At 68.1% G+C, this 22920-nt stretch carries 19 protein-coding genes; 8 read left to right on the plus strand and 11 right to left on the minus strand.

Going from position 1 to position 22920, the window contains the following annotated elements; all coding sequences use genetic code 11:
- Positions 1–41: 41 nt before the first annotated feature.
- The 5 genes from IEX88_RS15000 to IEX88_RS15020 form a co-directional block, all read right to left on the minus strand.
- Positions 42–686 carry an SGNH/GDSL hydrolase family protein gene (locus IEX88_RS15000; RefSeq protein ID WP_188852094.1) on the minus strand — a complete coding sequence of 215 codons (645 nt, stop codon included), beginning with the start codon at positions 684–686 and terminating at the stop codon, positions 42–44.
- 10 nt (positions 687–696) lie between these two features.
- The gene (locus IEX88_RS15005; protein WP_188852096.1) at positions 697–2121 is read right to left on the minus strand and encodes a pyruvate dehydrogenase complex dihydrolipoamide acetyltransferase; all 1425 of its coding nucleotides are present in this window, start codon (positions 2119–2121) and stop codon (positions 697–699) included.
- A gap of 12 nt (positions 2122–2133) precedes the next feature.
- Entirely contained in the window at positions 2134–3561 is a 1428-nt protein-coding gene (locus IEX88_RS15010) for a pyruvate dehydrogenase complex E1 component subunit beta (RefSeq protein ID WP_188852098.1), read from the minus strand.
- 13 nt (positions 3562–3574) lie between these two features.
- Positions 3575–4672 (minus strand): pyruvate dehydrogenase (acetyl-transferring) E1 component subunit alpha, encoded by a 1098-nt coding sequence (gene pdhA, locus IEX88_RS15015; protein WP_188852100.1) that lies wholly within the window; start codon positions 4670–4672, stop codon positions 3575–3577.
- Positions 4673–4829: 157 nt separating this feature from the next.
- A complete protein-coding gene (locus IEX88_RS15020) occupies positions 4830–5108 on the minus strand; it encodes an FtsB family cell division protein (protein WP_308423849.1) in 279 nt (92 codons plus the stop codon).
- A 187-nt stretch (positions 5109–5295) separates the two neighbouring features.
- Between IEX88_RS15020 and IEX88_RS15025 the strand changes: the two genes are divergently transcribed.
- Entirely contained in the window at positions 5296–6261 is a 966-nt protein-coding gene (locus IEX88_RS15025) for a formate/nitrite transporter family protein (protein WP_188852102.1), read from the plus strand.
- A 76-nt stretch (positions 6262–6337) separates the two neighbouring features.
- Here the strand turns inward: IEX88_RS15025 and eno are convergent, their stop codons facing one another.
- The 5 genes from eno to tpiA form a co-directional block, all read right to left on the minus strand.
- Positions 6338–7615: a phosphopyruvate hydratase gene (gene eno, locus IEX88_RS15030; RefSeq protein ID WP_188852104.1), complete on the minus strand. Its 1278-nt coding sequence runs from the start codon at positions 7613–7615 to the stop codon at positions 6338–6340.
- A gap of 99 nt (positions 7616–7714) precedes the next feature.
- Positions 7715–8602 carry a VOC family protein gene (locus tag IEX88_RS15035; protein ID WP_188852107.1) on the minus strand — a complete coding sequence of 296 codons (888 nt, stop codon included), beginning with the start codon at positions 8600–8602 and terminating at the stop codon, positions 7715–7717.
- A gap of 364 nt (positions 8603–8966) precedes the next feature.
- On the minus strand, positions 8967–10595 hold the full coding sequence (gene pyrG / locus IEX88_RS15040; protein ID WP_188852109.1) for a CTP synthase: 1629 nt from the start codon (positions 10593–10595) through the stop codon (positions 8967–8969).
- A gap of 108 nt (positions 10596–10703) precedes the next feature.
- On the minus strand, positions 10704–11387 hold the full coding sequence (gene secG / locus IEX88_RS15045) for a preprotein translocase subunit SecG (protein WP_188852111.1): 684 nt from the start codon (positions 11385–11387) through the stop codon (positions 10704–10706).
- Between the two features lie 87 nt (positions 11388–11474).
- On the minus strand, positions 11475–12233 hold the full coding sequence (tpiA, locus tag IEX88_RS15050) for a triose-phosphate isomerase (RefSeq protein WP_373289597.1): 759 nt from the start codon (positions 12231–12233) through the stop codon (positions 11475–11477).
- Positions 12234–12472: 239 nt separating this feature from the next.
- On the opposite strand from tpiA, the gene IEX88_RS15055 reads away from it, so the two are divergent.
- The 6 genes from IEX88_RS15055 (at position 12473) to lexA (ending at position 18698) form a co-directional block, all read left to right on the plus strand.
- Complete coding sequence (locus tag IEX88_RS15055) at positions 12473–14362, plus strand: SurA N-terminal domain-containing protein (protein ID WP_188852113.1); 1890 nt, start codon at positions 12473–12475, stop codon at positions 14360–14362.
- Positions 14359–15390 (plus strand): anthranilate phosphoribosyltransferase, encoded by a 1032-nt coding sequence (gene trpD / locus IEX88_RS15060; protein WP_188852115.1) that lies wholly within the window; start codon positions 14359–14361, stop codon positions 15388–15390. The genes IEX88_RS15055 and trpD overlap by 4 nt, the downstream gene beginning before the upstream one ends.
- Positions 15387–16199, plus strand: coding sequence for an indole-3-glycerol phosphate synthase TrpC (trpC, locus tag IEX88_RS15065; protein ID WP_188852117.1), 813 nt, complete (start codon positions 15387–15389; stop codon positions 16197–16199). The genes trpD and trpC overlap by 4 nt, the downstream gene beginning before the upstream one ends.
- Complete coding sequence (moaC, locus tag IEX88_RS15070) at positions 16196–16684, plus strand: cyclic pyranopterin monophosphate synthase MoaC (RefSeq protein WP_188852120.1); 489 nt, start codon at positions 16196–16198, stop codon at positions 16682–16684. Before trpC ends, moaC begins: the two co-directional genes overlap by 4 nt.
- Positions 16681–17892: a molybdopterin molybdotransferase MoeA gene (locus IEX88_RS15075; RefSeq protein WP_188852122.1), complete on the plus strand. Its 1212-nt coding sequence runs from the start codon at positions 16681–16683 to the stop codon at positions 17890–17892. Before moaC ends, IEX88_RS15075 begins: the two co-directional genes overlap by 4 nt.
- A gap of 80 nt (positions 17893–17972) precedes the next feature.
- Positions 17973–18698 (plus strand): transcriptional repressor LexA, encoded by a 726-nt coding sequence (lexA, locus tag IEX88_RS15080; RefSeq protein ID WP_188852124.1) that lies wholly within the window; start codon positions 17973–17975, stop codon positions 18696–18698.
- A gap of 88 nt (positions 18699–18786) precedes the next feature.
- On the opposite strand, the gene IEX88_RS15085 is transcribed toward lexA, so the two are convergent.
- The gene (locus tag IEX88_RS15085; RefSeq protein WP_188852126.1) at positions 18787–21369 is read right to left on the minus strand and encodes a ComEC/Rec2 family competence protein; all 2583 of its coding nucleotides are present in this window, start codon (positions 21367–21369) and stop codon (positions 18787–18789) included.
- Between the two features lie 98 nt (positions 21370–21467).
- On the opposite strand from IEX88_RS15085, the gene gltX reads away from it, so the two are divergent.
- Positions 21468–22889, plus strand: coding sequence for a glutamate--tRNA ligase (gltX, locus tag IEX88_RS15090; protein ID WP_188852128.1), 1422 nt, complete (start codon positions 21468–21470; stop codon positions 22887–22889).
- Positions 22890–22920: the final 31 nt, after the last annotated feature.

Below are 22920 nucleotides of genomic sequence, written 5' to 3' on the forward strand. Positions count from 1 at the left end.
AGGTGGGTCAGGCGCTCATGTGGGTGGCCTGACAAAGCAATTCACGGCCGGGCGAGAATCGCCTTCACCGGCTCGACGAGCGCCTCGCCGATCCGCCGCGTGTTCTCGGCATCGAGGTGGATGCCGTCCAGGGGCGAGCACTCGGCGACTTCCGAGGCGTCAAAAATGTCGCCGCCATATTCGTCGACAACGAGCCCGTAGGCGGTGCCGAACTCCTGCGAATTCTCGATCGCATGGCCGAAGAGCTTGTGAAAGTCCGGATCCTCGGTCGCCACGAAATGCGGCGGCGCGACGATGAGGATTTTGGGCACGCCGTAGCCGGCATTGTAGGGCGACAGCCTGACGATCTCGAGCAGCCGCTCCATGCCGAGCCGCGCCTCGAAGGCCCGGCCGCCGCCGGTGCTGCGCTTCAGGTCGTTGGTGCCGAGGAAGAGGATCACGAGATCGAGCGGCTGGTGCGTCGCCAGCACCGTCGGCAGGGTTTTCGCGCCGTTGCGCTCGGCTAGTGACGAGTGATCGTCGTAGCAGGTGGTCCGGCCGTTGAGGCCGTCGGCGATGACGACCACCTCCGGCCCGAGGCCCGCCGCCAGCACGGTCGGCCAGCGGTCGGCATAGGCATGGCGGTCGGCCGTCGCCGGATCGTAGCCCCAGGTCAGCGAGTCGCCATAGCAGAGGACGGTCTTCATCGCCGCGATCCTAGACCAGCATGCCCATCGGGTTTTCGATGTACTGCTTGAACGCCGCCATCAGCTCGGCGCCGAGCGCGCCGTCGACGGCGCGGTGATCGGTCGAGAGCGTCACCGACATCACCGTGGCGACGACGACGGCGCCGTTCTTCACCACCGCCCGCGGCTCGCCGGCGCCGACGGCGAGGATCGTCGCATGCGGCGGGTTGATCACCGCGGCGAAATCCTTGACCCCGAACATGCCGAGATTGGAGACCGCCGTGGTGCCGCCCTGGTATTCCTCGGGCTTCAGCTTGCGGGCCCGGGCGCGCCCGGCCATGTCCTTGACCTCGTTCGAGATCGCCGACAGCGTCTTCTCGTCGGCCCTGCGGATGATCGGCGTGATCAGCCCGCCCTCGATCGACACGGCAACGCCAACGTCTACGTTCTTGTGCTTCAGCATCGCCGCTTCCGTCCACGAGACGTTCGCCGCCGGCACGGCCTTCAGCGCCAGCGCATGGGCCTTGATGATCATGTCGTTGACGGACAGCTTGTAAGCCGGCTTGTCGCCCTTCTCGCTCTTCGTCACCGGGGCCGCGGCGTTCAGCTGGGCCCGCAGCGCCAGCAGCGCGTCGAGCTCGCAGTCGATCGTCAGGTAGAAATGCGGGATTGTCGTCTTCGCCTCGATGAGGCGCTTGGCGATGGTCTTGCGCATGCCGTCATGCGGCAGGCTCTCGTAGGAGCCCTCGGCGAAGAGCTTTTTGATCTGCTCGTCGCTCTGACCTTTTGGTGCTGCAGCCGCGCCCGCGGGAGCGCCCGCGGCGGACGTTGCCGCCGGAGCGTCGGCCTTGGGGGCTTCCGCGGCCTTCGGCGCCGGGCCAGCCTTTGCGGCGGCCTCCACATCGGCCTTGACGATCCGGCCGTGCGGACCGGAGCCGGTGACGGCGCTGAGGTCGACGCCCGCTTCCCGAGCGATGCGCTTGGCCAGCGGAGAGGCCACGATGCGCCCACCCTCGCCGGCGCCCGACGAAACGGGCTGGCGGCTGCCGGCTGTCGACGGGGCAGCCGATTCAGCCTTCGGCGCTGTCGCCATCTCGGCAGGACGGGCGTAGCTCTGCTGGTTGGCGGCGTCACCCGTCGGGGCGACCACGGCATTGTCGGCCTTCGGATCGGCAGCGACGACGCTCTCGCCCTCGCCAGCAGAGGCGTCCTCCCCTTCCGCGGTGAGGATGGCGATGACGGCGTTAACCTTCACGCCTTCCGTGCCGGCGGCGACGAGGATCTTCGACACCGTCCCCTCGTCGACGGCCTCGACTTCCATCGTCGCCTTGTCGGTCTCGATCTCGGCGATGACGTCACCCGAGGAGACCTTGTCGCCCTCCTTGACCAGCCATTTCGCGAGGGTGCCCTCTTCCATCGTCGGAGAAAGGGCCGGCATCGTCACATTGATCGGCATCGGGGTGTTCCCTTAATCGCGGTAGCAGACGGCTTTCACCGCATCGATGACGTCCTGGACGGTCGGCAGCGCCAGCTTTTCCAGATTGGCCGCATAGGGCATCGGCACATCCTTGCCGGTAACCTTGAGAACCGGCGCGTCGAGATGGTCGAAGGCTCGTTCCATCAGTTCGGAGGCGATGTGAGAGCCGATCGAGGACTGCGGCCAGCCCTGCTCGACGGTGACGCAGCGGTTGGTCTTCTGGACCGAGCGCACGACCGTCTCGATGTCCATCGGCCGGATCGTGCGGAGATCGATGATCTCGCAGTCGATGCCTTCCTTGGCGAGTTCCTCGGCCGCGGCGATGGCATAGGTCATGCCGATCGAGAAGGAGACGATGGTGACATCCTTGCCCTTGCGGTGGATGCGCGCCTTGCCAATCGGCACAGTCCAGTCGTCGCCCTTGGGGACTTCGAAGCTCTGGCCGTAGAGGATTTCGTTTTCGAGGAAGACGACCGGATTCGGGTCGCGGATCGCCGACTTGAGCAAGCCCTTGGCGTCGGCCGCCGAATAGGGCGTGACGACCTTGAGGCCCGGAATCTGGCCGTACCAGGCGGTGAAATCCTGGCTGTGCTGGGCGCCGACGCGGGCGGCGGCGCCGTTCGGCCCGCGGAACACGATCGGGCAGCCCATCTGGCCGCCGGCCATATAAAGCGTCTTGGCGGCGGAGTTGATGATCTGGTCGATCGCCTGCATGGCGAAGTTGAAGGTCATGAACTCGACGATGGGGCGCAGGCCGGCGAAAGCGGCGCCGACGCCGAGGCCGGCAAAGCCGTGCTCGGTGATCGGCGTATCGACGACGCGGCGGGGGCCGAACTCTTCGAGGAGCCCCTGGCTGATCTTGTAGGCGCCCTGATATTCGGCGACTTCCTCGCCCATCAGGAAGACGCTGTCCTCGCGGCGCATTTCCTCGGCCATGGCGTCGCGCAGGGCTTCCCGCACGGTCGTCGTCACCATTTCGGTGCCGGCGGGATATTCCGGGGCGCTGTCGTCGGGTTCGGGATTGGCCTTGGCGGCGGCAGGTACCTTGGTGCCTTCCGAGACCGACTGGGCCTTTTCGCCGGAGGCGTCGGCGGGCTCGGGCTTGGTCGGCGCCTCTTCCTTTGCAGGCTCCGCGGCGGCGGGTGCCGCGGCACTCTCCATCGCGCCGGCGTCCTCGCCCTCGGCGAGGAGAATGGCGATGACGGCGTTCACCTTTACGCCTTCAGTGCCGGCGGGAACGACGATCTTGCCGATCGTGCCCTCGTCGACGGCCTCGACTTCCATCGTCGCCTTGTCGGTCTCGATCTCGGCGATGACGTCACCGGCGGCGACATTGTCGCCTTCCTGCTTCAGCCATCTCGAGAGGGTGCCCTCCTCCATCGTCGGAGACAAAGCGGGCATCAGGATATTGGTCGGCATGTGCCCGGATCCTCTACTTCGTCGCCTGGGGCGCGATGTCGGCGTAAATGTCGGTCCAGAGCTCGGCCGGATCGGGCTCGCGGTCGTTCTGGGCGTAGTCGGCGGCGTCGGCGACGATGTCGCGCACCTTCTTGTCCATCGCCTTCAGCTCGTCGTCCGACAGGCCGTGCGCCTCGATCAGCCGCTGCTTGACCTGCTCGATCGGGTCGTGGTCCGAGCGCATCTTCTGCACCTCGTCGCGCGACCGGTATTTTGCCGGATCCGACATGGAATGGCCGCGGTAGCGGTAGGTCATCATTTCCAGGATGATCGGGCCGGCGCCGGAGCGGCAGTGGGCGGCGGCGAGATCGCCGGCGGCCTTCACGGCGCGTACGTCCATGCCGTCGACCTGAATGCCCGGAATCTTGAAGGACAGGCCGCGATGGGCGAAATTGGTCTCGGCCGAGGCGCGGCTGACCGAGGTGCCCATGGCGTAGCGGTTGTTCTCGATGATGTAGACGACCGGCAGCTTCCACAGCGAGGCCATGTTGAAGCTCTCGTAGACCTGGCCCTGGTTGGAGGCGCCGTCGCCGAAATAGGTGAGCGAGATGGCGTCGGTGCCGTTGTAGCGGTTGGCGAAGGCGAGGCCCGTGCCGATCGGCACCTGCGCGCCGACGATGCCATGGCCGCCGAAGAACTTCTTCTCCTTGGAGAACATGTGCATCGAGCCGCCCTTGCCGCGCGAATAGCCGCCGCGACGTCCGGTGAGCTCGGCCATGACGCCGCGCGACTCCATGCCGGTGGCCAGCATGTGACCATGGTCACGGTAGCCGGTGATGACCTGGTCGCCTTCCTTCAGCGCCATCTGCATGCCGACGACGACCGCTTCCTGGCCGATGTAGAGATGGCAGAAGCCGCCGATGAAGCCCATACCGTAGAGCTGGCCGGCCTTCTCCTCGAAGCGGCGGATGAGCAGCATGTCGCGGTAGGCCGACAGCTCCTCGTCGCGGGTGAATTCGCTCGGGGCCGGAGCGTCGAAATGCTCCAGGGTGCGGACGATGTCGGCAGCCGAATCGGGAACGGCGGCGTCCCCGTACTCGGCAGCGGGTTTCTTCTGCTTGATGGTCGCCATCGCGCCCTCCGATCAGCCCCGCGCCCGGTTGGGTGCGAGTTTGGGCGGAGTATAAGCGGGCGCCGTGGCAGAGCAAGCGACGGTCGTCTAATATACCAGTATTCAGTTAAAATGCTGCTCTGCAGCACGTTTAACTGAATATCAGTTACCGACTGCGTCAGCGCATGATGGTGACTTCGTCCGTGGCCGAATAACCCAGAAGCCGGCGGGCGCTCTCGTCGATCATGTCCCGCTCCAGCGTGCCGTCATGCAGCAGTTGAACGCGGCGTTCGAGCTTTTCGCGGCGATTCAGCAACTGTTCGTAGCGCGTCTGCGCGCCGGCGAGGTCGCTGGCCAGAATTTCCTTCGAGCCGATGCCGTATTTGCCGCTCTGCGCGTGAAACGCGAAATAGGCCAGGAAGCTCAGCGTGATCGCGGGCACGATCAGGCGCCCCATCTTCGAGTTTCTGTGCTGTCTTGTGCGCATCGGGCTCTCCTTGCGCTCATTCTGCCATCCGAGCTTTAAGGCCCGGTTAAGCCTGGCATGTCGCGAAGCCGCGCTGCGCCAAGGAACTTCGTCCCCGTTGCCGCGCTCTGTAGCCATTGACGGCATCCCCCGCCGTCGGCTTTGGAGTGTGACACGCATGGCATCTTCCGAACGGGAAATCGTCCAGGCCACCGCAGTGGAGGAGCCGGCCGCGCATCATGCCCCTGAGGCGATCGAAAACCCGCCGGACGTCGGCGAAACCCTATCCGACTATTTCGCTTTTGAGGAAGTTTTTGCGCGCGTGCTGGGCACAGCCGACCACGAACTGGCGGCGTCGAGCAAGTTCCTGTTCTGGAGTGGCCTGGCAGCGGGACTGGCGCTGGGCGTGACCTTCCTGGCGCGGGTGATCTTCACCCACCACGCGGGCGAAACGAGCCCCGGCATTGTCGGCAATCTGATGTATCCGCTCGGCTTCGTCATCATCGTCGTCGGCCGCTATCAGCTGTTCACCGAGAACACGCTGACTCCCGTGACTCTCGTCCTGACGAAGCTGGCGAGCCTGGCCAATCTCTTGCGCCTCTGGATCGTTGTCTTCGTCGCCAACATGCTGGGCGCGGCGATGAATGCCGCACTCGTCGCCTTCACGGAGGTCCTCGACCCCGGCGCCTTCAACGTCGCGCTGGAGAACGCCCGCCACGCCGTCGGGCTGACCTGGGGCGCATTGTTCTCCAAGGCTTTGGTCGCCGGCGTCGTCGTCGCCTCCATGGTGTGGCTGATCCACGCCGCCCGGGACACCATTTCCCGCATCATGATCGTCTGGCTGCTGATGTACTTCATCGGCGTCGGCGGCTTCTTCCACGTCGTGACGTCGTCGGTGGAGGTGCTGTTTCTGGCTTTCCGCGGCGAGACCGCCTTCTGGGCGCTGTGGCCCAACTTCATCCTGCCGGTCTTTCTCGGCAACACGCTCGGCGGCATCGGCTTCGTCGCCGTCATCAATTACGTTCAGTTCGGCGAACACGAGCGCAGCGCCACGCTGGAGCGCTATGGCAACCGGCTGACCTGGCGCGAATGGATGTTCGGCCGCTCCCGCGTCTTCGGCGATCGCTCGGCGCGGGTAGAGTAGAAAGGGGCCCGTCGTTTCCGGCGGGCCCCCTCGTCTTTCCACTGATGTGCAGGTGCGGACTTCCTGACCGCAGCCGTCAGCCCTGACGCAGGACCGAGCGGCCGGCGTAGACGGCCTGTTCGCCGAGCTCTTCTTCGATGCGCAGGAGCTGGTTGTACTTGGCGAGCCGGTCGGAGCGCGCCAGCGAGCCGGTCTTGATCTGTCCGCAATTGGTCGCGACGGCGAGATCGGCGATGGTGGAATCCTCGGTCTCGCCGGAGCGGTGCGACATCACGGCGGTGAAGCCGGCGCGGTTGGCCACGCTGACGGCGTCGAGCGTCTCGGTCAGCGTGCCGATCTGGTTGACCTTGACGAGGATCGAGTTGGCGACGCCCTGGGCAATGCCCTGGCGCAGGCGCGTGGAATTGGTGACGAAGAGATCGTCGCCGACCAGCTGGCACGTCGCGCCGATCTTGTCGGTCAGCGCCTTCCAGCCGTCCCAGTCGTCCTCCGCCATACCGTCCTCGATCGAGGCGATGGGATAGGCGGCGGCGAGCTCGGCGTAATAGGCGGCCATGTCGGGCGAGGAGAGCTTGCGGCCCTCTCCGGCGAGATCATAGACGCCGTCCTTGAAGAACTCGGTCGAGGCCGGGTCGAGCGCCAGGAAGATGTCCTCGCCGGGCTTGTAGCCGGCCTTCTCGATCGCCTGCATGACGAAATCGAGGGCTTCCTTGGCCGAGCCGAGGTTCGGGGCAAAACCGCCCTCGTCGCCGACATTGGTGTTGTGGCCGGCAGCCTTCAGCATCTTCTTCAGGGTGTGGAACACCTCCGCGCCCATGCGCAGGCCTTCCGAGAAGTTCTCGGCGCCGATCGGCATGATCATGAATTCCTGGAAGTCGATCGGGTTGTCGGCATGCGCGCCGCCATTGATGATGTTCATCATCGGCACCGGCAGGACATGCGCCGAGGCGCCGCCGACATAGCGGTAGAGCGGCAGGCCGGAGGAATCGGCGGCGGCCTTGGCGACGGCGAGCGACACGCCGAGGATGGCGTTGGCACCGAGCCGGCTCTTGTTGGCGGTGCCGTCGAGCTCGATCATGATCTGATCGATGCGCATCTGGCTTTCGGCCTCGAGACCGCCGAGCGCCTCGAAGATCTCGCCGTTGACGGCGTCGACCGCGCCGAGCACGCCCTTGCCCATGTAGCGCTCGTCGCCGTCGCGCAGTTCCATCGCCTCATGCGCGCCGGTCGAGGCGCCCGAGGGAACGGCGGCACGGCCCATCGAGCCGTCCTCGAGGATGACGTCGACCTCGACCGTCGGATTGCCCCGGCTGTCCAGAATTTCCCGTCCGATGATGTCGATGATCGCGGTCATGGCCCACTCCTCTGCTGACGCGTTGGAAGCCTCTTAGACCAGACCTGCGACGGATTGAACTCGTTTCGAGAAATTGATCCGGGGGATCGCCGGCTGCCGTCAGGCCGTGGCTTCGAAGGCGAGAAACGGCCCGCCCGCCTCGGCGAGCGGCACGACCAGGCAATCGCCCTCCCGCCGGGCGTTCAGGCCGCCTCGAGATGCGCGCTCCTCCACCGACCCGAGATCCGGAACCCGGACGACGACGCCCTCGAAGCGCAGCCCCCGTTCGGCGTTCCGCTCGGCGCCATAGCGCCCCGCCAGCCCTGCCGGCGTCAGCACCTCGATCACCGCATCGGCGGCGGCGAGACGGAGGCCCTCGGGGCCGGTCTCGGCATCCTCCCGCCCCAGCAGATCCTGCAGCAACGGCTGAAAATCTTGCGGCTGGGGTTCAGACAGCACCAGGTGCGCGATCCCGCTGACGCCGTTGGCGTGGCGGGTCAGCGCCGAGCGGTCGCCGGGCTTGGCGAGCGCCTGGCAGGCGAAGAAGAACAGGTCGGGCGAGCGGCGGTCGGCGGCGAAGGCCAGGCGAAAGCCGAGCTCGCGCCGCGTGCCGTCCGGCGCCTCGAAGGTCCGGGCGAACTGGAAGAGGTCGCCGTCGGCAAGGCCGGCGTCGCGGAAGGCGCACCAGTCCGCTTCGGCGTCATCCGTCTTGAAGGCGATGCCGGAGAAGCCGGGTGCGCCGCGGCGGAAGCGGAAGGCGGTGTCGCGCGAAACGAAGATGGCACCGCTTTGCCCGGCCGCGGCATGGGACGCGGCGTCGCCGATGGCGAGGGGCTCGAGATAGGTGCCGTCGGCGAAGAAGACGCAGGCGTTTTCGGTGCCGAAGGGGTGCGATGCCGCCGGCGCGACGGTGAAGCCGAGGGTCTTGAAGAAGGTGCGGGAGGCGCTTAGCGAGGTGACGGGCATGACGATGTGGTCGATGCGGCGGGGATTGCGTGGCTGCTGCATGCAAGGCGCCTCTTCAATCGGCGCCACGGCGCTCACCCGTGCCCGAAGCCGACAAACAACGGATCACCCTCATCCTGAGCCTGTCGAAGGACGAGGGTCGGTACGGCCTGCGCGTGGTCCTCGTCCTTCGACAGGCTCAGGATGAGGACCAAGGAAACGCCGCAGCGCGTCAGCTTCTTCTTCTCCCCTTCGGGGAGAAGTGGCCGGCAGGCCGATGAGGGGTGCCGAAGGCGACGACGCGAAAGTCCTGTCTTGCGGCAAGGACCGATCGGGCGGCGCTCCCTCTTCCCGCTGCCGCGACCTTCTCCCCGGAGGGGAGAAGAAAAAGCGTCACCGTTCCGCGGACCTCATGGGACGCCGCGCGTCAGACCAGCCGCGACTGCTCCAGCGCCGCGGCGATGAAGCTGCGGAAGAGCGGGTGCGGCTCGAACGGGCGGGATTTCAGCTCGGGGTGGTACTGCACGCCGATGAACCAGGGATGGTTCGGGAATTCGACCGTCTCGGGAAGCAAGCCGTCCGGCGACATGCCGGCGAAGATCATGCCGGCGGCCTCGAGGCGCTCGCGGTAAGCGCGGTTCACCTCATAGCGGTGGCGATGGCGCTCGGTGATGTCGGTGGCGCCGTAGATCTCGGCGATGCGCGATCCCGCGGCGAGGTCGGCGTGGTAGGAGCCGAGCCGCATGGTGCCGCCGAGGTCGCCCTCGCGCGCCCGCTGCTCCAGCTCGTTGCCGCGCATCCACTCCGTCATCAGGCCGACCAGCGGCTCCGCTGTCGGGCCGAACTCGGTGGAGTCGGCGTCGGTGATGCCGGCCAGCGAACGGGCCGCCTCGATGACGGCCATCTGCATGCCGAAGCAGATGCCGAAATAGGGCACGTCGTGCTCGCGCGCGAATTTCGCCGCGAGGATCTTGCCCTCGGCGCCGCGCTCGCCGAAGCCGCCGGGCACGAGGATGCCGTTGACGCGCTCGAGATAGGGCGCGGGATCCTCGGCCTCGAAGACTTCCGACGAGATCCAGTCGAGCTTGACGCGCACCTTGTTGGCGATGCCGCCGTGCTGCAGCGCCTCGGTCAGCGACTTGTAGGCGTCCTTCAGGCCGGTGTATTTGCCGACGATGGCGATGGTGACCTCGCCCTCGGGATTATGGATGCCGAGCGAGATGTGCTTCCAGCGCTCGAGTTTCGGCTTCGGCGCCGGGTCGATGCCGAAAGCGGCCAGCACCTCGGTGTCGAGGCCTTCATGATGGTAGGCGATCGGCACGTCGTAGATCGTGGCGACGTCGAGCGCCTGGATCACGGCGGTCTCGCGGACATTGCAGAACAGGCTCATCTTGCGCCGCTCCTCGACCGGAATCGGCCGGTCGGCGCGCACCAGAAGAATGTCGGGCTGGATGCCGATGGAGCGTAGCTCCTTGACGGAATGCTGCGTCGGCTTTGTCTTCAGCTCGCCGGCAGTGGCGATATAGGGCATCAGCGTCAGGTGGATGTAGATGGCGCCGTTGCGCGGCAGGTCGTTGCCGAGCTGGCGGATCGCTTCCATGAAGGGCATGGCCTCGATGTCGCCGACCGTGCCGCCGATCTCGCAGAGGACGAAGTCGAACTCCTCGTTGCCGTCGAGGACGAAGTCCTTGATCGCGTCGGTGACGTGCGGAATCACCTGCACGGTGGCGCCGAGATAGTCGCCGCGCCGTTCGCGCGCGATGATGTCCTTGTAGATCCGGCCGGTGGTGATGTTGTCCATCTTGTTGGCCGGCCGGCCGGTGAAGCGCTCGTAATGGCCGAGGTCGAGATCGGTCTCGGCGCCGTCGTCGGTGACGAAGACCTCGCCGTGCTGCGTCGGGCTCATCGTGCCCGGATCGACGTTCAGATAGGGGTCGAGCTTGCGCAGGCGCACGCGATAGCCGCGGGCCTGGAGCAGGGCTCCGAGGGCCGCCGAGGCGATGCCCTTTCCAAGAGATGAGACCACGCCGCCGGTGATGAAAATATATCGCGCCATGGGGCTTCCAGTTAACTGCTGTGGGTCGATTCGGCCAGACAAACTTCGGACCGCAAAATGAAACAGGGCGCCCGGAGCGCCCTGTCGAAGATGTCGGCCGTGGCCGGCTTACTGGGCCGGCGCCGTCTGCCCCGCCGGCGGGGTGGCCGGCCTGGTCGGTGCGGCGTCGGATGTGGACGGTGCAGCCGATGCCGGCGCGTCGGCTGGCGCTTCGCTGCTGGAAGGCGTGCCGGTTGCCGGCGCCTCCGTTGCCGGCGCCTCGGTGGTCGGCTCGCTCGCCGATGCAGCCGGCTCGGTTGCCGGTGTTGCGGCGGGAGCCTCGGTCTGCGGCGTTGCCGCCGGCTGGTCGGCAGCGTCGTCCGCCGGGGCGGTACCGGTCACGGGCGCCGTGCCCGTTGCGGGCGCCGTGCCGGTGGCCGGTGCTGCGGGTGCCGGCGGGGCGTCGGTGTCGGCCGGGAGGCCGCCGAGCTGGTCGAGCAGATTGCCGCTCGCGGCCCCTGCCCCGGCCGCACCCGGCACGCCGCTTTCGCTGGCCGGCAGGCGGTCGAGAATGTCCGTCGGCTGCGAGCCGTAGCGGGCCGTCAGGCCGAGCGCGAGCGAGGTGATGAAGAACAGGCCAGCCAGAATCGCCGTCGTCCGCGTCAGGGCGTTGGCGGCGCCGCGCGCGGTCATCAGGCCGCCGCCACCGCCGCCGCCAATGCCCAGCGCCCCGCCCTCCGAGCGCTGCAGCAGCACGACGACGATCAGCGCAAGCACGATCATCAGATGAACGATAATGAGGACAGTATCCATGATCAGCTTCGCACACGACTTTTGAGGAGACGCGCGCCTTCTATAGGAGGGTTCGACTTATTCCAAACGCTTTCGCGCCGAGGGCGGTCAGTGCTGGGGCGCGTTCTGGCATATTGCGATGAAGTCGTCAGCCTTCAAGCTCGCTCCGCCGACCAGCGCCCCGTCGACATTGCGGACGCCGAGAAGTTCGGCCGCGTTCGATGGCTTCACCGAGCCACCATAGAGGATGCGGACCGCGCAGCCAATCGCCGCGCCGAAACGCGCCGTCAGGGTGGTGCGGATGAAGGCGTGCGCCTCTTCCACATCCGCGACCGTCGCCGTCTTTCCGGTGCCGATCGCCCAGACGGGCTCGTAGGCGACGACCGTCGACGCCGCGGTGACGCCGTCCGGCAGCGAGCCGGCGAGCTGCCGGCCGAGAATGTCGAGGGTCTGGCCGGCGCTGCGCTCGTCCTCGGTCTCGCCGATGCAGACGATGGCGACGAGCCCTGCGCGCCACGCGGCCAGGGCCTTGGCGCGAACGACCGCATCGCTCTCGCCATGGTCGGCGCGCCGCTCCGAATGGCCGACGAGGACATGGGTCACGCCGATGTCGGCGAGCATTTCGGCGGCGATGTCGCCGGTGTGGGCCCCGCTCGGGTCGGCGTGGCAGTCCTGTCCACCGATCGCGACGCTCGAACCGGCGATCGTGACCGCCTCCGACAACAGGATGGCCGGCGGGCAGATCAAGAGGTCGCAGCGCGCCGACAGGTTCGGCTGCGCCGCGACGATCCGGCCGAGTTCGGCCAGCGCCGCCCTGTCGCCGTTCATTTTCCAGTTACCCGCGATCAGCGTTCGGTTGCTCATCATTCCCCCATCCGCGTATCGGCGCCCCCCGTCGGGCCTGCCTAAACGCGAAGAAAGGCGAAATCAATCATGGCGCCGGCTTGCGCCCGGGCACCGCATTTTCCTAATAGTGCAGGAATGGCCCGCCGGCGCGTCCACCGGCAGGGATCGCCTGTATCTGCCCCAAGGGCGGCGATGGACCCAAATCATGGACATGAAGCCGGCGGCGCAGGGGCGCGGACGGCTGCGGGAGAATCCGGTCGATGATGAACAGTCTTCGCAAGAGCGTCTCCGGCGGGGCAGCCAAGGTGCTGCTCGGCGTGGTGGTCGTTGCCTTCGTCGTCACCGGATTTTCCGGATTCTTCGACGGCGGCTCGTCCAACGCCGTCATCGCCGCCGGCGACACCGAAGTGACCACGCAGGACTACCGCCTCGCCTATCGCCAGGCCGAGGTGCAGCTGTCGCAGCAATTGCGCCGTCGCCCGACCCGCGAAGAGGCGATCGAGAACGGCATCGACCAGCGCGTCCTCAGCCAGCTCGTCGCCGAAGCCGTGCTCGACGAGCAGGGCCGCGCGCTCGGCCTCGGCATGTCCGAGGATCGGCTGGCCCAGCTGATCGCCGAGGACCCCTCCTTCCACGACCAGGCCGGCCGCTTCTCCCGCGCCACGTTCCGCGATCTTCTCGGCAATGTCGGGATGACCGAGAACGACTTCATCCGCAACCGCGAGGAGGCGGCCGTGCGCAGCCAGATCGTCGACGCGGTCGCCGAAGGCGCGAGCGCCCCCAATCTCGTGATGCAGGCTTTCGGTCTCTATGACGGCGAGCGTCGCACCGCCGACTATCTGACGATTCCCGCGAGCGCGGTGGAGCCGATCGCCGAGCCGGCCGAGGATGCCTTGCAGACCTATTTCGAGGCCAACAAACAGCGTTACGCCGCGCCGGAATACCGCGGCCTGGAATATGCGACACTGACCCCCGAGGCGATCGCCGATCCCGCCAAGGTGACCGAGGCCCAGATCCAGGAAGCCTATGCGGCGGACGGGGCGAAGTTCACGACGCCCGAGCAGCGGCGTGTCCAGCAGATCGTCTATCCCGACAAGGCCGCCGCCGACGCGGCCAAGGCTTCCCTCTCGGCCGGCAAGACCTTCGAGGACCTGGCGACCGAAAGCGGGCGGAGCGTCGCCGACACCGAGCTCGGCCTCCTGGCCAAATCCGCCATTCCCGCCCCGGCCATCGCCGACGCGGCCTTCGCTCTGGCCCCGAACACGGTGTCTGACGTCGTCGAGGGCCTGTTCGGCCCGGTCCTCTTGCGCGTCACCGAGATCCAGCCGGAGAGCCGCAAGCCCCTGGCCGAGGTCCAGGATCAGATCCGCACGGATATCGCGCTCCAGGCGGCCAGCGACGAAGTGCGGCGGGCCTATGACGCCTATGACGCGGCCCGCGGCGGCGGCGCCACGCTGCCCGAAGCCGCGAAGGAAGCCGGTCTGCCGGTGAAGACGATCGCGGCGATCTCGCAGTCGGGACAGACCCCGGACGGCGCCATTGTGCCCGACCTGCCGGTGCAGCAGGAGGTGCTGCAGGTGGCGTTCGACAGCGACGTCGGCGTCGAGAACGCGCCGGTGCGCATCGGCACCACCGGCTTCGTCTTCTTCGACGTCACCAAGGTCGACCCGGCGCACGAGCGCCCGCTGGCCGAGGTCAGGGACAGGGTCGTCACCGACTGGAAGACGGAGGAGACGCGCCGTCTGCTCGGCCTCAAGGCGGAAGAGCTGAAGAAGCGCCTGGACGCCGGCGAGACCTTGGACGCGGTGGCGGCCTCGGAGCAGCTGGCCAAGCAGACGGTGACGGCGGCGACCCGCCGCAGCGGCATCACCGAGATCGGGGAGGACGGCGTGCGCGCGCTCTTCTCCGGCCCTTCCGGCCTCGTCGCCATCGCCGACGCGGTGGATGGCAAGGCCAAGCTGCTGTTCAAGGTGACGCAGGTGGCCGCACCCGCCGATCCTCTGTCGAACCTGCCGCAGGGCCAGGGAGCCCAGCTCGACGCCATGCTGTCGAACGATTTCCTGCAGGCCTATGTCACCCGCCTCCGTGACGACACGCCGGTCGTGACCTATCCCGCGGCGATCAGCGCGACGCAGGCCTCGCCGCAATGAGCCAGACGCTGAAGCCCTTTCTCGCCAAGGTTGCCAATGGCGATGCGCTGACGCGCGCCGAGGCCGAAGAGGCTTTCGGCGTGATGATGGCGGGCGAGGCGACGCCCGCCCAGATCGGCGGCTTCCTGATGGCGCTGCGCGTGCGCGGCGAGACCGTGGAGGAGATCGCCGGCGCGGTCTCGGTCATGCGCGCCAACATGCTGAAAGTGGTGGCGCCTGCCGACGCGGTCGACATCGTCGGCACCGGCGGCGACCATGCCGGGACGCTGAACGTCTCGACCTGTGCCGCCTTCATCCTCGCCGGCTGCGGAATCACCGTCGCCAAGCACGGCAACCGCGCCCTCTCCTCGCGCTCGGGCTCGGCCGACGTGCTCATGGCTCTCGGGGTCAAGGTCGACCTGACCCCCGCCGAGATCTCGCGCGTGATCGCCGAGGCCGGCCTCGGCTTCATGTTCGCGCCGACCCACCATGCCGCCATGCGCTTCGTCGGCCCGACGCGTGTCGAGCTCGGCACCCGCACGATCTTCAACCTGCTCGGCCCCCTCGCCAACCCGGCGGGCGTCGAGCACCTCCTCGTCGGCGTGTTCTCGCCGGACTGGCTGATGCCGCTGGCGGAAACCCTGCGCACGCTCGGCGCCAAGAACGCGTGGGTGGTCTACGGGGACGGACTGGACGAGATGACCGTCTGCGGCCGCACCGACATCGTCACGCTGCGCGACGGCGTGATCGAGCGTCGCGCGATCGAGCCGGAAGAACTCGGTCTTCGCCGGGCCGACATCGCGGAAATCAAGGGCGGCGACGCCGAGACCAATGCGGTGGCGCTGCGCGGCGTCCTCGAGGGCGACATCAATGGCTATCGCGACATCGCCCTCCTCAACGCCGCCGGGGCGTTGACGATGGCCGGGCGCGTCGCGGACCTTTCGGCGGGGCTCACCCTGGCGCGCGATTCGATCGATTCGGGCCGGGCGCTCGCCGCCCTCACGCGGTTGATCGCCGCCACCAACCGGGGCAGCGGAGGCATGGCATGACCGACATCCTGAAGGCGATCGAGACCTACAAGCGGCAGGAGATCACTGCTGCCAAGGCCGCGCGGCCGGAAGCCGAGATGCAGGCGGCGGCCGCGGCCGCCGATCCGGTGCGGGGGTTCGAGGCGGCGCTGCGCCGCAAGCATGCGACCGGCGACTTCGCCCTCATCGCCGAGATCAAGAAGGCAAGCCCGTCGAAGGGGCTGATCCGGACGGACTTCGATCCGCCGTCTCTCGCCCTCGCCTATGAGCGCGGCGGCGCGGCGGCGCTCAGCATCCTGACCGATGCGCCGTCCTTCCAGGGCAGTCCGTCTTTCCTGATGTCGGGGCGTGCCGCGACCGCCCTGCCCGCCCTGCGCAAGGACTTCCTCTTCGATCCCTACCAGGTGCTGGAGGCGCGCGCCTGGAATGCCGATGCCATCTTGATCATCATGGCCGCCGTCGACGATGCCTGCGCCGCCGAGCTGGAATCCGCCGCTTTGGAGCTTGGCATGGACGTCCTCGTCGAGGTGCACGACGCGGCCGAGACCGAGCGCGCGCTGAAGCTGCGCTCGCGCCTGCTCGGAATCAACAACCGCGACCTGCGCACGTTCGAGACCGATCTGGCCGTGTCCGAGACGCTCGCTTCCCTCGTGCCGGCTGACCGGCTGCTCGTCGGGGAAAGCGGGATCTCCACCCCCGCCGACTGCGCGCGGCTCGACCGGGTCGGCATCGCCACCTTCCTCGTAGGCGAGAGTCTGATGCGGCAGGACGACGTCGAGGCGGCGACGCGCGCGCTGCTGACGCGGACACGCCGCGAGGCGGCGGCGTGAGCGAGACCCGGCTCACCCATCTCGATGCGACGGGTGCCGCCGCCATGGTGGATGTAGGCGACAAGGCCGAGACCGTGCGCATCGCGCGCGCCGAAGGACTGGTGCTGATGGCGCCCGCGACGCTGGCGCTGATCGAATCGGGCGGCGCCAAGAAGGGCGACGTGATCGCCGTGGCTCGCATTGCCGGCATCATGGCAGCGAAGAAGACGTCGGAGCTCATCCCGCTCTGCCATCCGCTGATGCTGGAAAAGGTTTCCGTCGACATATCAGCCGAGCCGGCGCTGCCGGGCCTTCGCGTCACCGCCACGGCCCGCGTCAGCGGCAAGACCGGCATCGAGATGGAAGCGCTCACGGCCGTCAGCGTCGCCTGCCTCACCATCTACGACATGGCCAAGGCCGTCGACCGGAGCATGGAGATTTCCGGCATCCGGCTCCTCACCAAATCCGGTGGCCGCTCCGGCGACTGGTCGGCGGACGCGGCGTGAGCCTTCTCTCGGTCGACGCGGCCTTCGCCCTTTTGATGGAGGGCGCCGCTGCGATCGAGGGCACGGAAAGTCTCGCGCTTCACGACGCGCATGGCCGGATCCTCGCGGCCGATCTCGTTGCGCTGCGCACCCAGCCGGCCTTTGCCGCCTCGGCCATGGATGGCTACGCGCTGCGGGCCGCCGATGCCGACGCGACCCTCGTGCCGCTCAGCGTCATCGGTGAATCGGCGGCCGGCCGGGCCTTTAACGGGAGTCTCGGGCCCGGCGAGGCCGTCCGGATCTTCACCGGCGCGCCGGTGCCGGCGGGCGCCGATGCCATCCTCATCCAGGAAAACGCCGATCGCCTGTCGCCCGACAAAGTGTTGCCGCTCGAACCGGCTGTCACCGGCCGGCACATCCGCAAGGCCGGCGCCGATTTTTCGGCGGGCGACGTCCTCCTCGAAGGCTCGACGCGCCTGACGGCCGGCGCCGTCGCGCTGGCCGCCAGCGGCGGCTATCCCCGGGTGACGGTCCGCCGGCGGCCGCGCGTCGCGATCCTGGCCACCGGCGACGAACTCGTCCTGCCCGGAGAGAGCGTCGGCCCCTCCCAGATCGTCGCGTCGAACTCCTACGGCGTCACCGCCATGGTGGCGGCCACCGGCGCCGAGGCGCTCGACTACGGCATCGCGCACGATGACGCCGAGGAGATCGGCGGCTTCCTCGACCGGGCGCGCGCGGAAAACGTCGACATCTTCGTGACCATCGGCGGCGCCTCGGTCGGCGACCACGATCTCGTCGGACAGGTGTTTGCGTCGAGGGGCGTCGCGCTCGATTTCTGGAAGGTGGCGATGCGGCCGGGCAAGCCGTTGATGGCCGGCCGTTTCGGGCCGATGCGGCTCGTCGGCCTGCCCGGCAACCCCGCCTCCAGCATGGTCGCCGCGACCCTGTTCCTGAAGCCGCTCGTCGCGGCGCTCGCCGGGTTTCCTCGTATCCCGATCTACCGCGACGCGGTCCTAGGCGCCGACATGCCGGAGAACGACCTGCGGGCCGATTTCATCCGCGCCCGCCTCGGCCACAGCCATGCAGTGACGCCGATCGTCACGCCGTTCGGGCGGCAGGATTCTTCGCTCCTCTCGATCTACGCCCATGCCGACGTGCTGCTCCTGCGCGAGCCCTTCGCGCCGGCGGCCAAAGCCGGCGATCCCTGCCGCTACATCGTCCTCGACTGAGGTCGAAGGGCCGGCCTCTTGCAGAACACAACTAGAACAGATAGGTTTGTTCAGGTTTTGTTTTTAAGGGATTCTCGCCGATGCTGACGCGCAAGCAGCACGATCTGCTGATGTTCATTCATGGACGCTTGCAGGAAGTCGGGGTGCCGCCGTCCTTCGACGAAATGAAGGACGCCCTCGATCTCCGGTCCAAATCCGGCATTCACCGGCTCATCACCGCGCTCGAGGAGCGGGGCTTCATCCGCCGCCTGCCGAACCGCGCGCGGGCGCTGGAGGTGCTGCGCCTGCCCGACTCCGTCGCGCAGATGCCGAAACGGGCCGCCTTTACGCCGAGCATCGTCGAGAACTCGCGTTCGCGCAGCGAGCCGGTGGCGGAAGTCGCGTCGCTGCAGAAGCGGCCGCGTTCCGTCTCCAACGAGAACAACACGGTCGGCATTCCGCTGATGGGCCGGATCGCGGCCGGTGTGCCGATCTCAGCCATCCAGAACAACAGCCACCAGATCTTCGTCCCGCCGGACATGCTGGGCGCCGGGGAGCATTTCGCCCTGGAGGTCAAGGGCGACTCGATGATCGAGGCAGGGATCCTCGACGGCGACACCGTAGTCATCCGGCGCGCCGACACGGCGACGCCGGGCGACATCGTCGTCGCTCTCGTCGACGAGGAGGAGGCGACGCTGAAGCGTTTTCGCCGGCGCGGCAATACGATCGCTCTCGAAGCGGCCAATCCGGCCTACGAGACGCGGATTTTTGGCTCCGATCGGGTCAAGGTCCAGGGGCGTCTGGTCGGGCTGATCCGCAAGTACTGAGCAGCGGCGCGAGGTCTTCGCCGCCCCTGGCGGTCGGGCGTCCAGAATTGCGGTCGAGGACACTCTTCTCTTTGGCCGCCCGTTGCCGTCACTGTTCTGGATCAGGGCCTCTGACCATCGGGGGCGGGTCGGTCGATGGCAAGGTCTCGTCCGCGACGCCGGCTTCCGCTGACGGCGATGGCGCTCCGTTATGCGGTGTCGGCGGTGTCTCGGGTCGGCGCCAGGCCTCCGGCCAGGGCGCCAGCCGGTGCTGGCTCCACGCCGGCGGATTGGCGCCGATGGCTGACGTCACGGCCGCCGCTTCTTCGCCGGTCCTGCCGGCAACCGCCAGCGATCCGCTGCGGCGCAGCGTCCGCAAGGTGATGAGCCGGGCGCCGGAGCGGCAGGCGTCGAGCCGGATGGCGCGGGCGACGATGGCGATGTCGGCGCTGTCGCAGGCCCGGCCTGTCTGCCGGTAATCGTCGGTCCAGGCGATCCTGATCCCGCTGCGCGTGGTTCCCCGGCAGAACGACATCGGTCGCTGGCGCCGGGCGGGTGAAGTCTGCGCGCTGCCCTGAGCGCGTTGCACTGTCGTGCGATCTGCGGCACGTTTCCCAGTCCCAGTCCCAGTCCCAGTCCCAGTCCCAGTCCCAGTCCCTAGTTGCTCCAATGATCCCGTCTCGGCGCCAGCGTTGCCTGCCGCAACTTCGTCGGTCGCTGGCGTCACGGTCTCGCAAACGAAGCCGGACGAAGGTTGGCCGGCCCCAGCCGACGCCGTACTTGCGGTCGGGGCCTTCTGCGCCGCGCCTGCCGGCGGCGGAAAGGCTCGCAGCCACTGATCATACACGAAGGCATTCGGCCGCTCGCGCCGCGATACCAGGTTTCCCGCCGCATTGATCATCGCCACCTCCCGCCCGTCCTCGAAGACCAGGAGTTCCGGGCGCACGGAGCGGTCGGGCGCCAGCGCGAGGCCGCATAGGGCCAGTGGTACGGCAGCCCAGCGCAGGCGGCTCGACAGGAAGCAGCCGGTGACGAGCGCCAGCGTCAGGAGAAGGAGACCGGCCGTCGTCATGATGCCGGTCGGCTCGTCCGGCAGCCGTTCATGCAGGAAACGGGCGATGGCGAAGACCAGCGTCAGGCCGTGCCCCATGAGCGCCAGGAACGGCGCGTCGAGCCCAAAGGGCATCGCCAGCATGGCGATCAGCGCCACCGGCATGATCCAGAAGGAGAACAGCGGTACGGCGATGAGATTGGCGACGAGGCCGTAGGGTGCCACGCGCTGGAAGTGGTAGGCAGCGTAAGGCGCCGTCGCCGCACCGGCGATCAGCGAGGCGGCACCGAGTCCGAGCAGGAACACCAGCGTTCGGGTCGCCAGGGGGCGCGGTCCGTCGGCAGCGCCTCGCCGCGCCCACCAGCGGGAGAAGCCGCCGTAGACGCCGACAAGGGCGGCCGTGGCGCTGAACGACATCTGGAAGCTCGCCGTCATCAGCGCATGCGGCTCGAGCGTCAGAACGATGATCGCGGCGATGGCGACATTGCGCAGCGTCAGGGCTGGCCGGTCGAACAGGACGGCGAGGAGGACGATGGACAGCATGATGAAGGAGCGGTCGGAGGCGACATTGCTGCCCGACAGCATCAGATAAAAGGCCGACACGGCCAGCGCCGCCACCGCGGCGATCTTCTTCACCGGCCAGGTCAACGCGCACCAGGGAATGGCCGCCAACAACCCCCGCACGAGCGCCATCGTGAAGCCGGCGACGAGCGCCATGTGCAGGCCGGAGATCGACAGAACGTGCGACAGGCCTGTCGTACGCAGCCATTCCTCCACATCGCCCGGAATGCCGGCCCGATCGCCGGTGACGAGCGCCGTGGCGACAGCGCCCTCCGCTCCGCCGATGCTGTCGCGGATGCGCTCGCTGACGGCCAGCCTGAGGCGCTTGACGCGTTGCTTGAGCGATAGCGTCTGCGGCGCCGTCTCGGCGCTGGCCGGATCGGGAGGCCCGAGCGCGAAGCCCGTGGCGCCGAGGCGCGAAAAGAAACTGCCGAAGGCGAAGTCGTAGCCGCCGGGATAGGCCGGACCCGAGGGCGCGCGCAGCCTGACGAGGCCGCGGTAGCGCTCGCCGATGTCGATCGGCGCATGGCGGCTCGAGACCAGGATCTGCGCCCGTTCCGGCGGACGCGACAGATGCGGCCGCTCCGTGCCCGCGACATCGATGAGATAGCGGGTGCGCCCCTTGTCATCCCTGTCGCGCCAGGCGACCGTGCCGTCTATCCGCACCGTCGCCTCGCCGGAAAAGATGGTCGTGCGGGTCCGCGCCATTTCGAGCGCAGCCAGGCCGTATCCTGCCAGAAGAAGGAGTCCGGCCAGGGCCAGCGTCGGGCCGGACGATCGGGCGCCGAGGCGGGCGCCGGCATGGATCGCGCCGCCGAGCAGCCCGACCAGCGCCAGTCCCGCCGGCGTCGGGCCGGCGAAGAAGAGGGCGATGCCGAGCATCAAAGCTGCCGGGATCAGAAAGAAACCGGTGCGCGCCTCCGTCTCGGTCTCGGCCTGACGCGACAGGAAGGCCGCCAGGCGGGAGTGGGCTCCGGCCAATCGCACGCGAAACGAGGGTGCAGGCCGCGCCACAGCGCCGGCGGCGCTTGCCGTCCCCGCGCCGAGCCCTGCCCCCTGCCCGCCCCTGGCCGCACTCATGCGCGCCCCTCGCCGCCTTGTCTCTCCTTCCCCCTATGCTACACAGCCGCAATCAAATTCCGATCCGAAAAGATCGCCTCCGGGCGAGTGGAGACCCGATGACGAAACCCGTCGTGACCCGTTTTGCGCCCTCGCCGACCGGCTTCCTGCACATCGGCGGCGCCCGCACGGCGCTGTTCAACTGGCTCTATGCCCGGCGCATGGGCGGCAAGATGCTGCTGCGCATCGAGGACACCGACCGCGAACGCTCTAGCGAGGCGGCGGTGGTGGCGATCATCGAGGGCCTCGCCTGGCTCGGCCTTACGGCCGACGAGCCGCCGGTCTCGCAGTTCGAGCGCGCCGCCCGCCACCGCGCCGTCGCCGAGGAGATGGTCGCCGCCGGCAAGGCCTATTATTGCTACGCCAGTCAGGCCGAGCTCGACGAGATGCGCGAGAAGGCCCGCGCCGAAAAGCGCCCGCCGCGCTATGACGGCCGCTGGCGCGACCGCGATCCGTCGGAGGCGCCGGAGGGCGTGAAGCCGGTGATCCGCCTGCGCGCGCCGCAGGAGGGCGAGACGATCGTCTACGACCAGGTGCAGGGCGAGGTGCGCTTTCCCAACCGCGATCTCGACGACATGGTGCTGCTGCGCTCCGACGGCTCGCCGACCTACATGCACGCCGTCGTCGTCGACGACCACGACATGGGCGTCACCCACATCATCCGCGGTGACGACCACCTCACCAATGCCGGTCGGCAGACGCTGATCTACCAGGCCATGGGCTGGGAAGTCCCGGTCATGGCGCATATCCCGCTGATCCATGGCGAGGACGGCGCCAAACTGTCGAAGCGCCACGGCGCGCTCGGCGTCGATGCCTATCGGGGCCTCGGCTACCTCCCGCGGGCGCTCCTGAACTACCTCGCCCGCCTCGGCTGGAGCCATGGCGACGAGGAGATCATGGCGCTGGAAGACATGATCGCCTGGTTCGACATTACGGACGTGAACAAGGGCGCCGCGCGCTTCGACTTCGCCAAGCTGAACGCGCTGAACGGCCACTATCTCCGCGCCGCGCCGGATGCCGAGCTCGTCGATCTCCTGATGACCGAGCGCGACCACCTGCCGAACGGCGAGATCCTGAAGCGCAAGCCGGACGAGGAGACGCGCGCCCTGCTCTCCGCCGCCATGGCCGGGCTGAAGGAGCGGGCCAAGACCCTCGTAGAGCTGGCCGACTCGACCACCTACCTCTTCGCCGCCCGCCCGCTGCCGATGGAGGACAAGGCGGAGGCCATCCTCGCCGAGGGCGGTCGTGCGATCGTCGCCGATCTGGTGCCGCGCCTGTCGGCCGTCGGCGACTGGAGTGCCACGCCGCTCGAAGACGCGGTACGCGCCTATGCTGAGGAAAAGGGCCTGAAGCTCGGCAAGGCGGCGCAGCCGTTGCGCGCCGCCCTCACCGGCCGGACGACCTCGCCCGGCGTCTTCGACGTGCTGGCGGTGCTGGGGCGCGAAGAGGCCCTTGCAAGGTTAAGTGATCAGTCGATCTGACTTCCAATGCGGCAGATCGGGTCGCAGTGCG

The organism is Aureimonas glaciei (genome assembly GCF_014643375.1).
In the GTDB taxonomy this organism is placed as follows: domain Bacteria; phylum Pseudomonadota; class Alphaproteobacteria; order Rhizobiales; family Rhizobiaceae; genus Plantimonas; species Plantimonas glaciei.

Coding starts and splice junctions, on each gene's coding strand:
- lexA (WP_188852124.1), top strand. CDS start 17,973: ATGCTGACGCGCAAGCAGCACGATCTGCTGATGTTCATTCATGGACGC.
- pyrG (WP_188852109.1), bottom strand. CDS start 10,595: ATGGCGCGATATATTTTCATCACCGGCGGCGTGGTCTCATCTCTTGGA.
- pdhA (WP_188852100.1), bottom strand. CDS start 4,672: ATGGCGACCATCAAGCAGAAGAAACCCGCTGCCGAGTACGGGGACGCC.
- IEX88_RS15000 (WP_188852094.1), bottom strand. CDS start 686: ATGAAGACCGTCCTCTGCTATGGCGACTCGCTGACCTGGGGCTACGAT.
- secG (WP_188852111.1), bottom strand. CDS start 11,387: ATGGATACTGTCCTCATTATCGTTCATCTGATGATCGTGCTTGCGCTG.
- eno (WP_188852104.1), bottom strand. CDS start 7,615: ATGACCGCGATCATCGACATCATCGGACGGGAAATTCTGGACAGCCGG.
- IEX88_RS15035 (WP_188852107.1), bottom strand. CDS start 8,602: ATGCAGCAGCCACGCAATCCCCGCCGCATCGACCACATCGTCATGCCC.
- gltX (WP_188852128.1), top strand. CDS start 21,468: ATGACGAAACCCGTCGTGACCCGTTTTGCGCCCTCGCCGACCGGCTTC.
- tpiA (WP_373289597.1), bottom strand. CDS start 12,233: ATGATGAGCAACCGAACGCTGATCGCGGGTAACTGGAAAATGAACGGC.
- IEX88_RS15020 (WP_308423849.1), bottom strand. CDS start 5,108: ATGGGGCGCCTGATCGTGCCCGCGATCACGCTGAGCTTCCTGGCCTAT.
- IEX88_RS15005 (WP_188852096.1), bottom strand. CDS start 2,121: ATGCCGATCAATGTGACGATGCCGGCCCTTTCTCCGACGATGGAAGAG.
- trpD (WP_188852115.1), top strand. CDS start 14,359: ATGAGCCAGACGCTGAAGCCCTTTCTCGCCAAGGTTGCCAATGGCGAT.
- IEX88_RS15085 (WP_188852126.1), bottom strand. CDS start 21,369: ATGAGTGCGGCCAGGGGCGGGCAGGGGGCAGGGCTCGGCGCGGGGACG.
- IEX88_RS15010 (WP_188852098.1), bottom strand. CDS start 3,561: ATGCCGACCAATATCCTGATGCCCGCTTTGTCTCCGACGATGGAGGAG.
- IEX88_RS15055 (WP_188852113.1), top strand. CDS start 12,473: ATGATGAACAGTCTTCGCAAGAGCGTCTCCGGCGGGGCAGCCAAGGTG.
- trpC (WP_188852117.1), top strand. CDS start 15,387: ATGACCGACATCCTGAAGGCGATCGAGACCTACAAGCGGCAGGAGATC.
- IEX88_RS15025 (WP_188852102.1), top strand. CDS start 5,296: ATGGCATCTTCCGAACGGGAAATCGTCCAGGCCACCGCAGTGGAGGAG.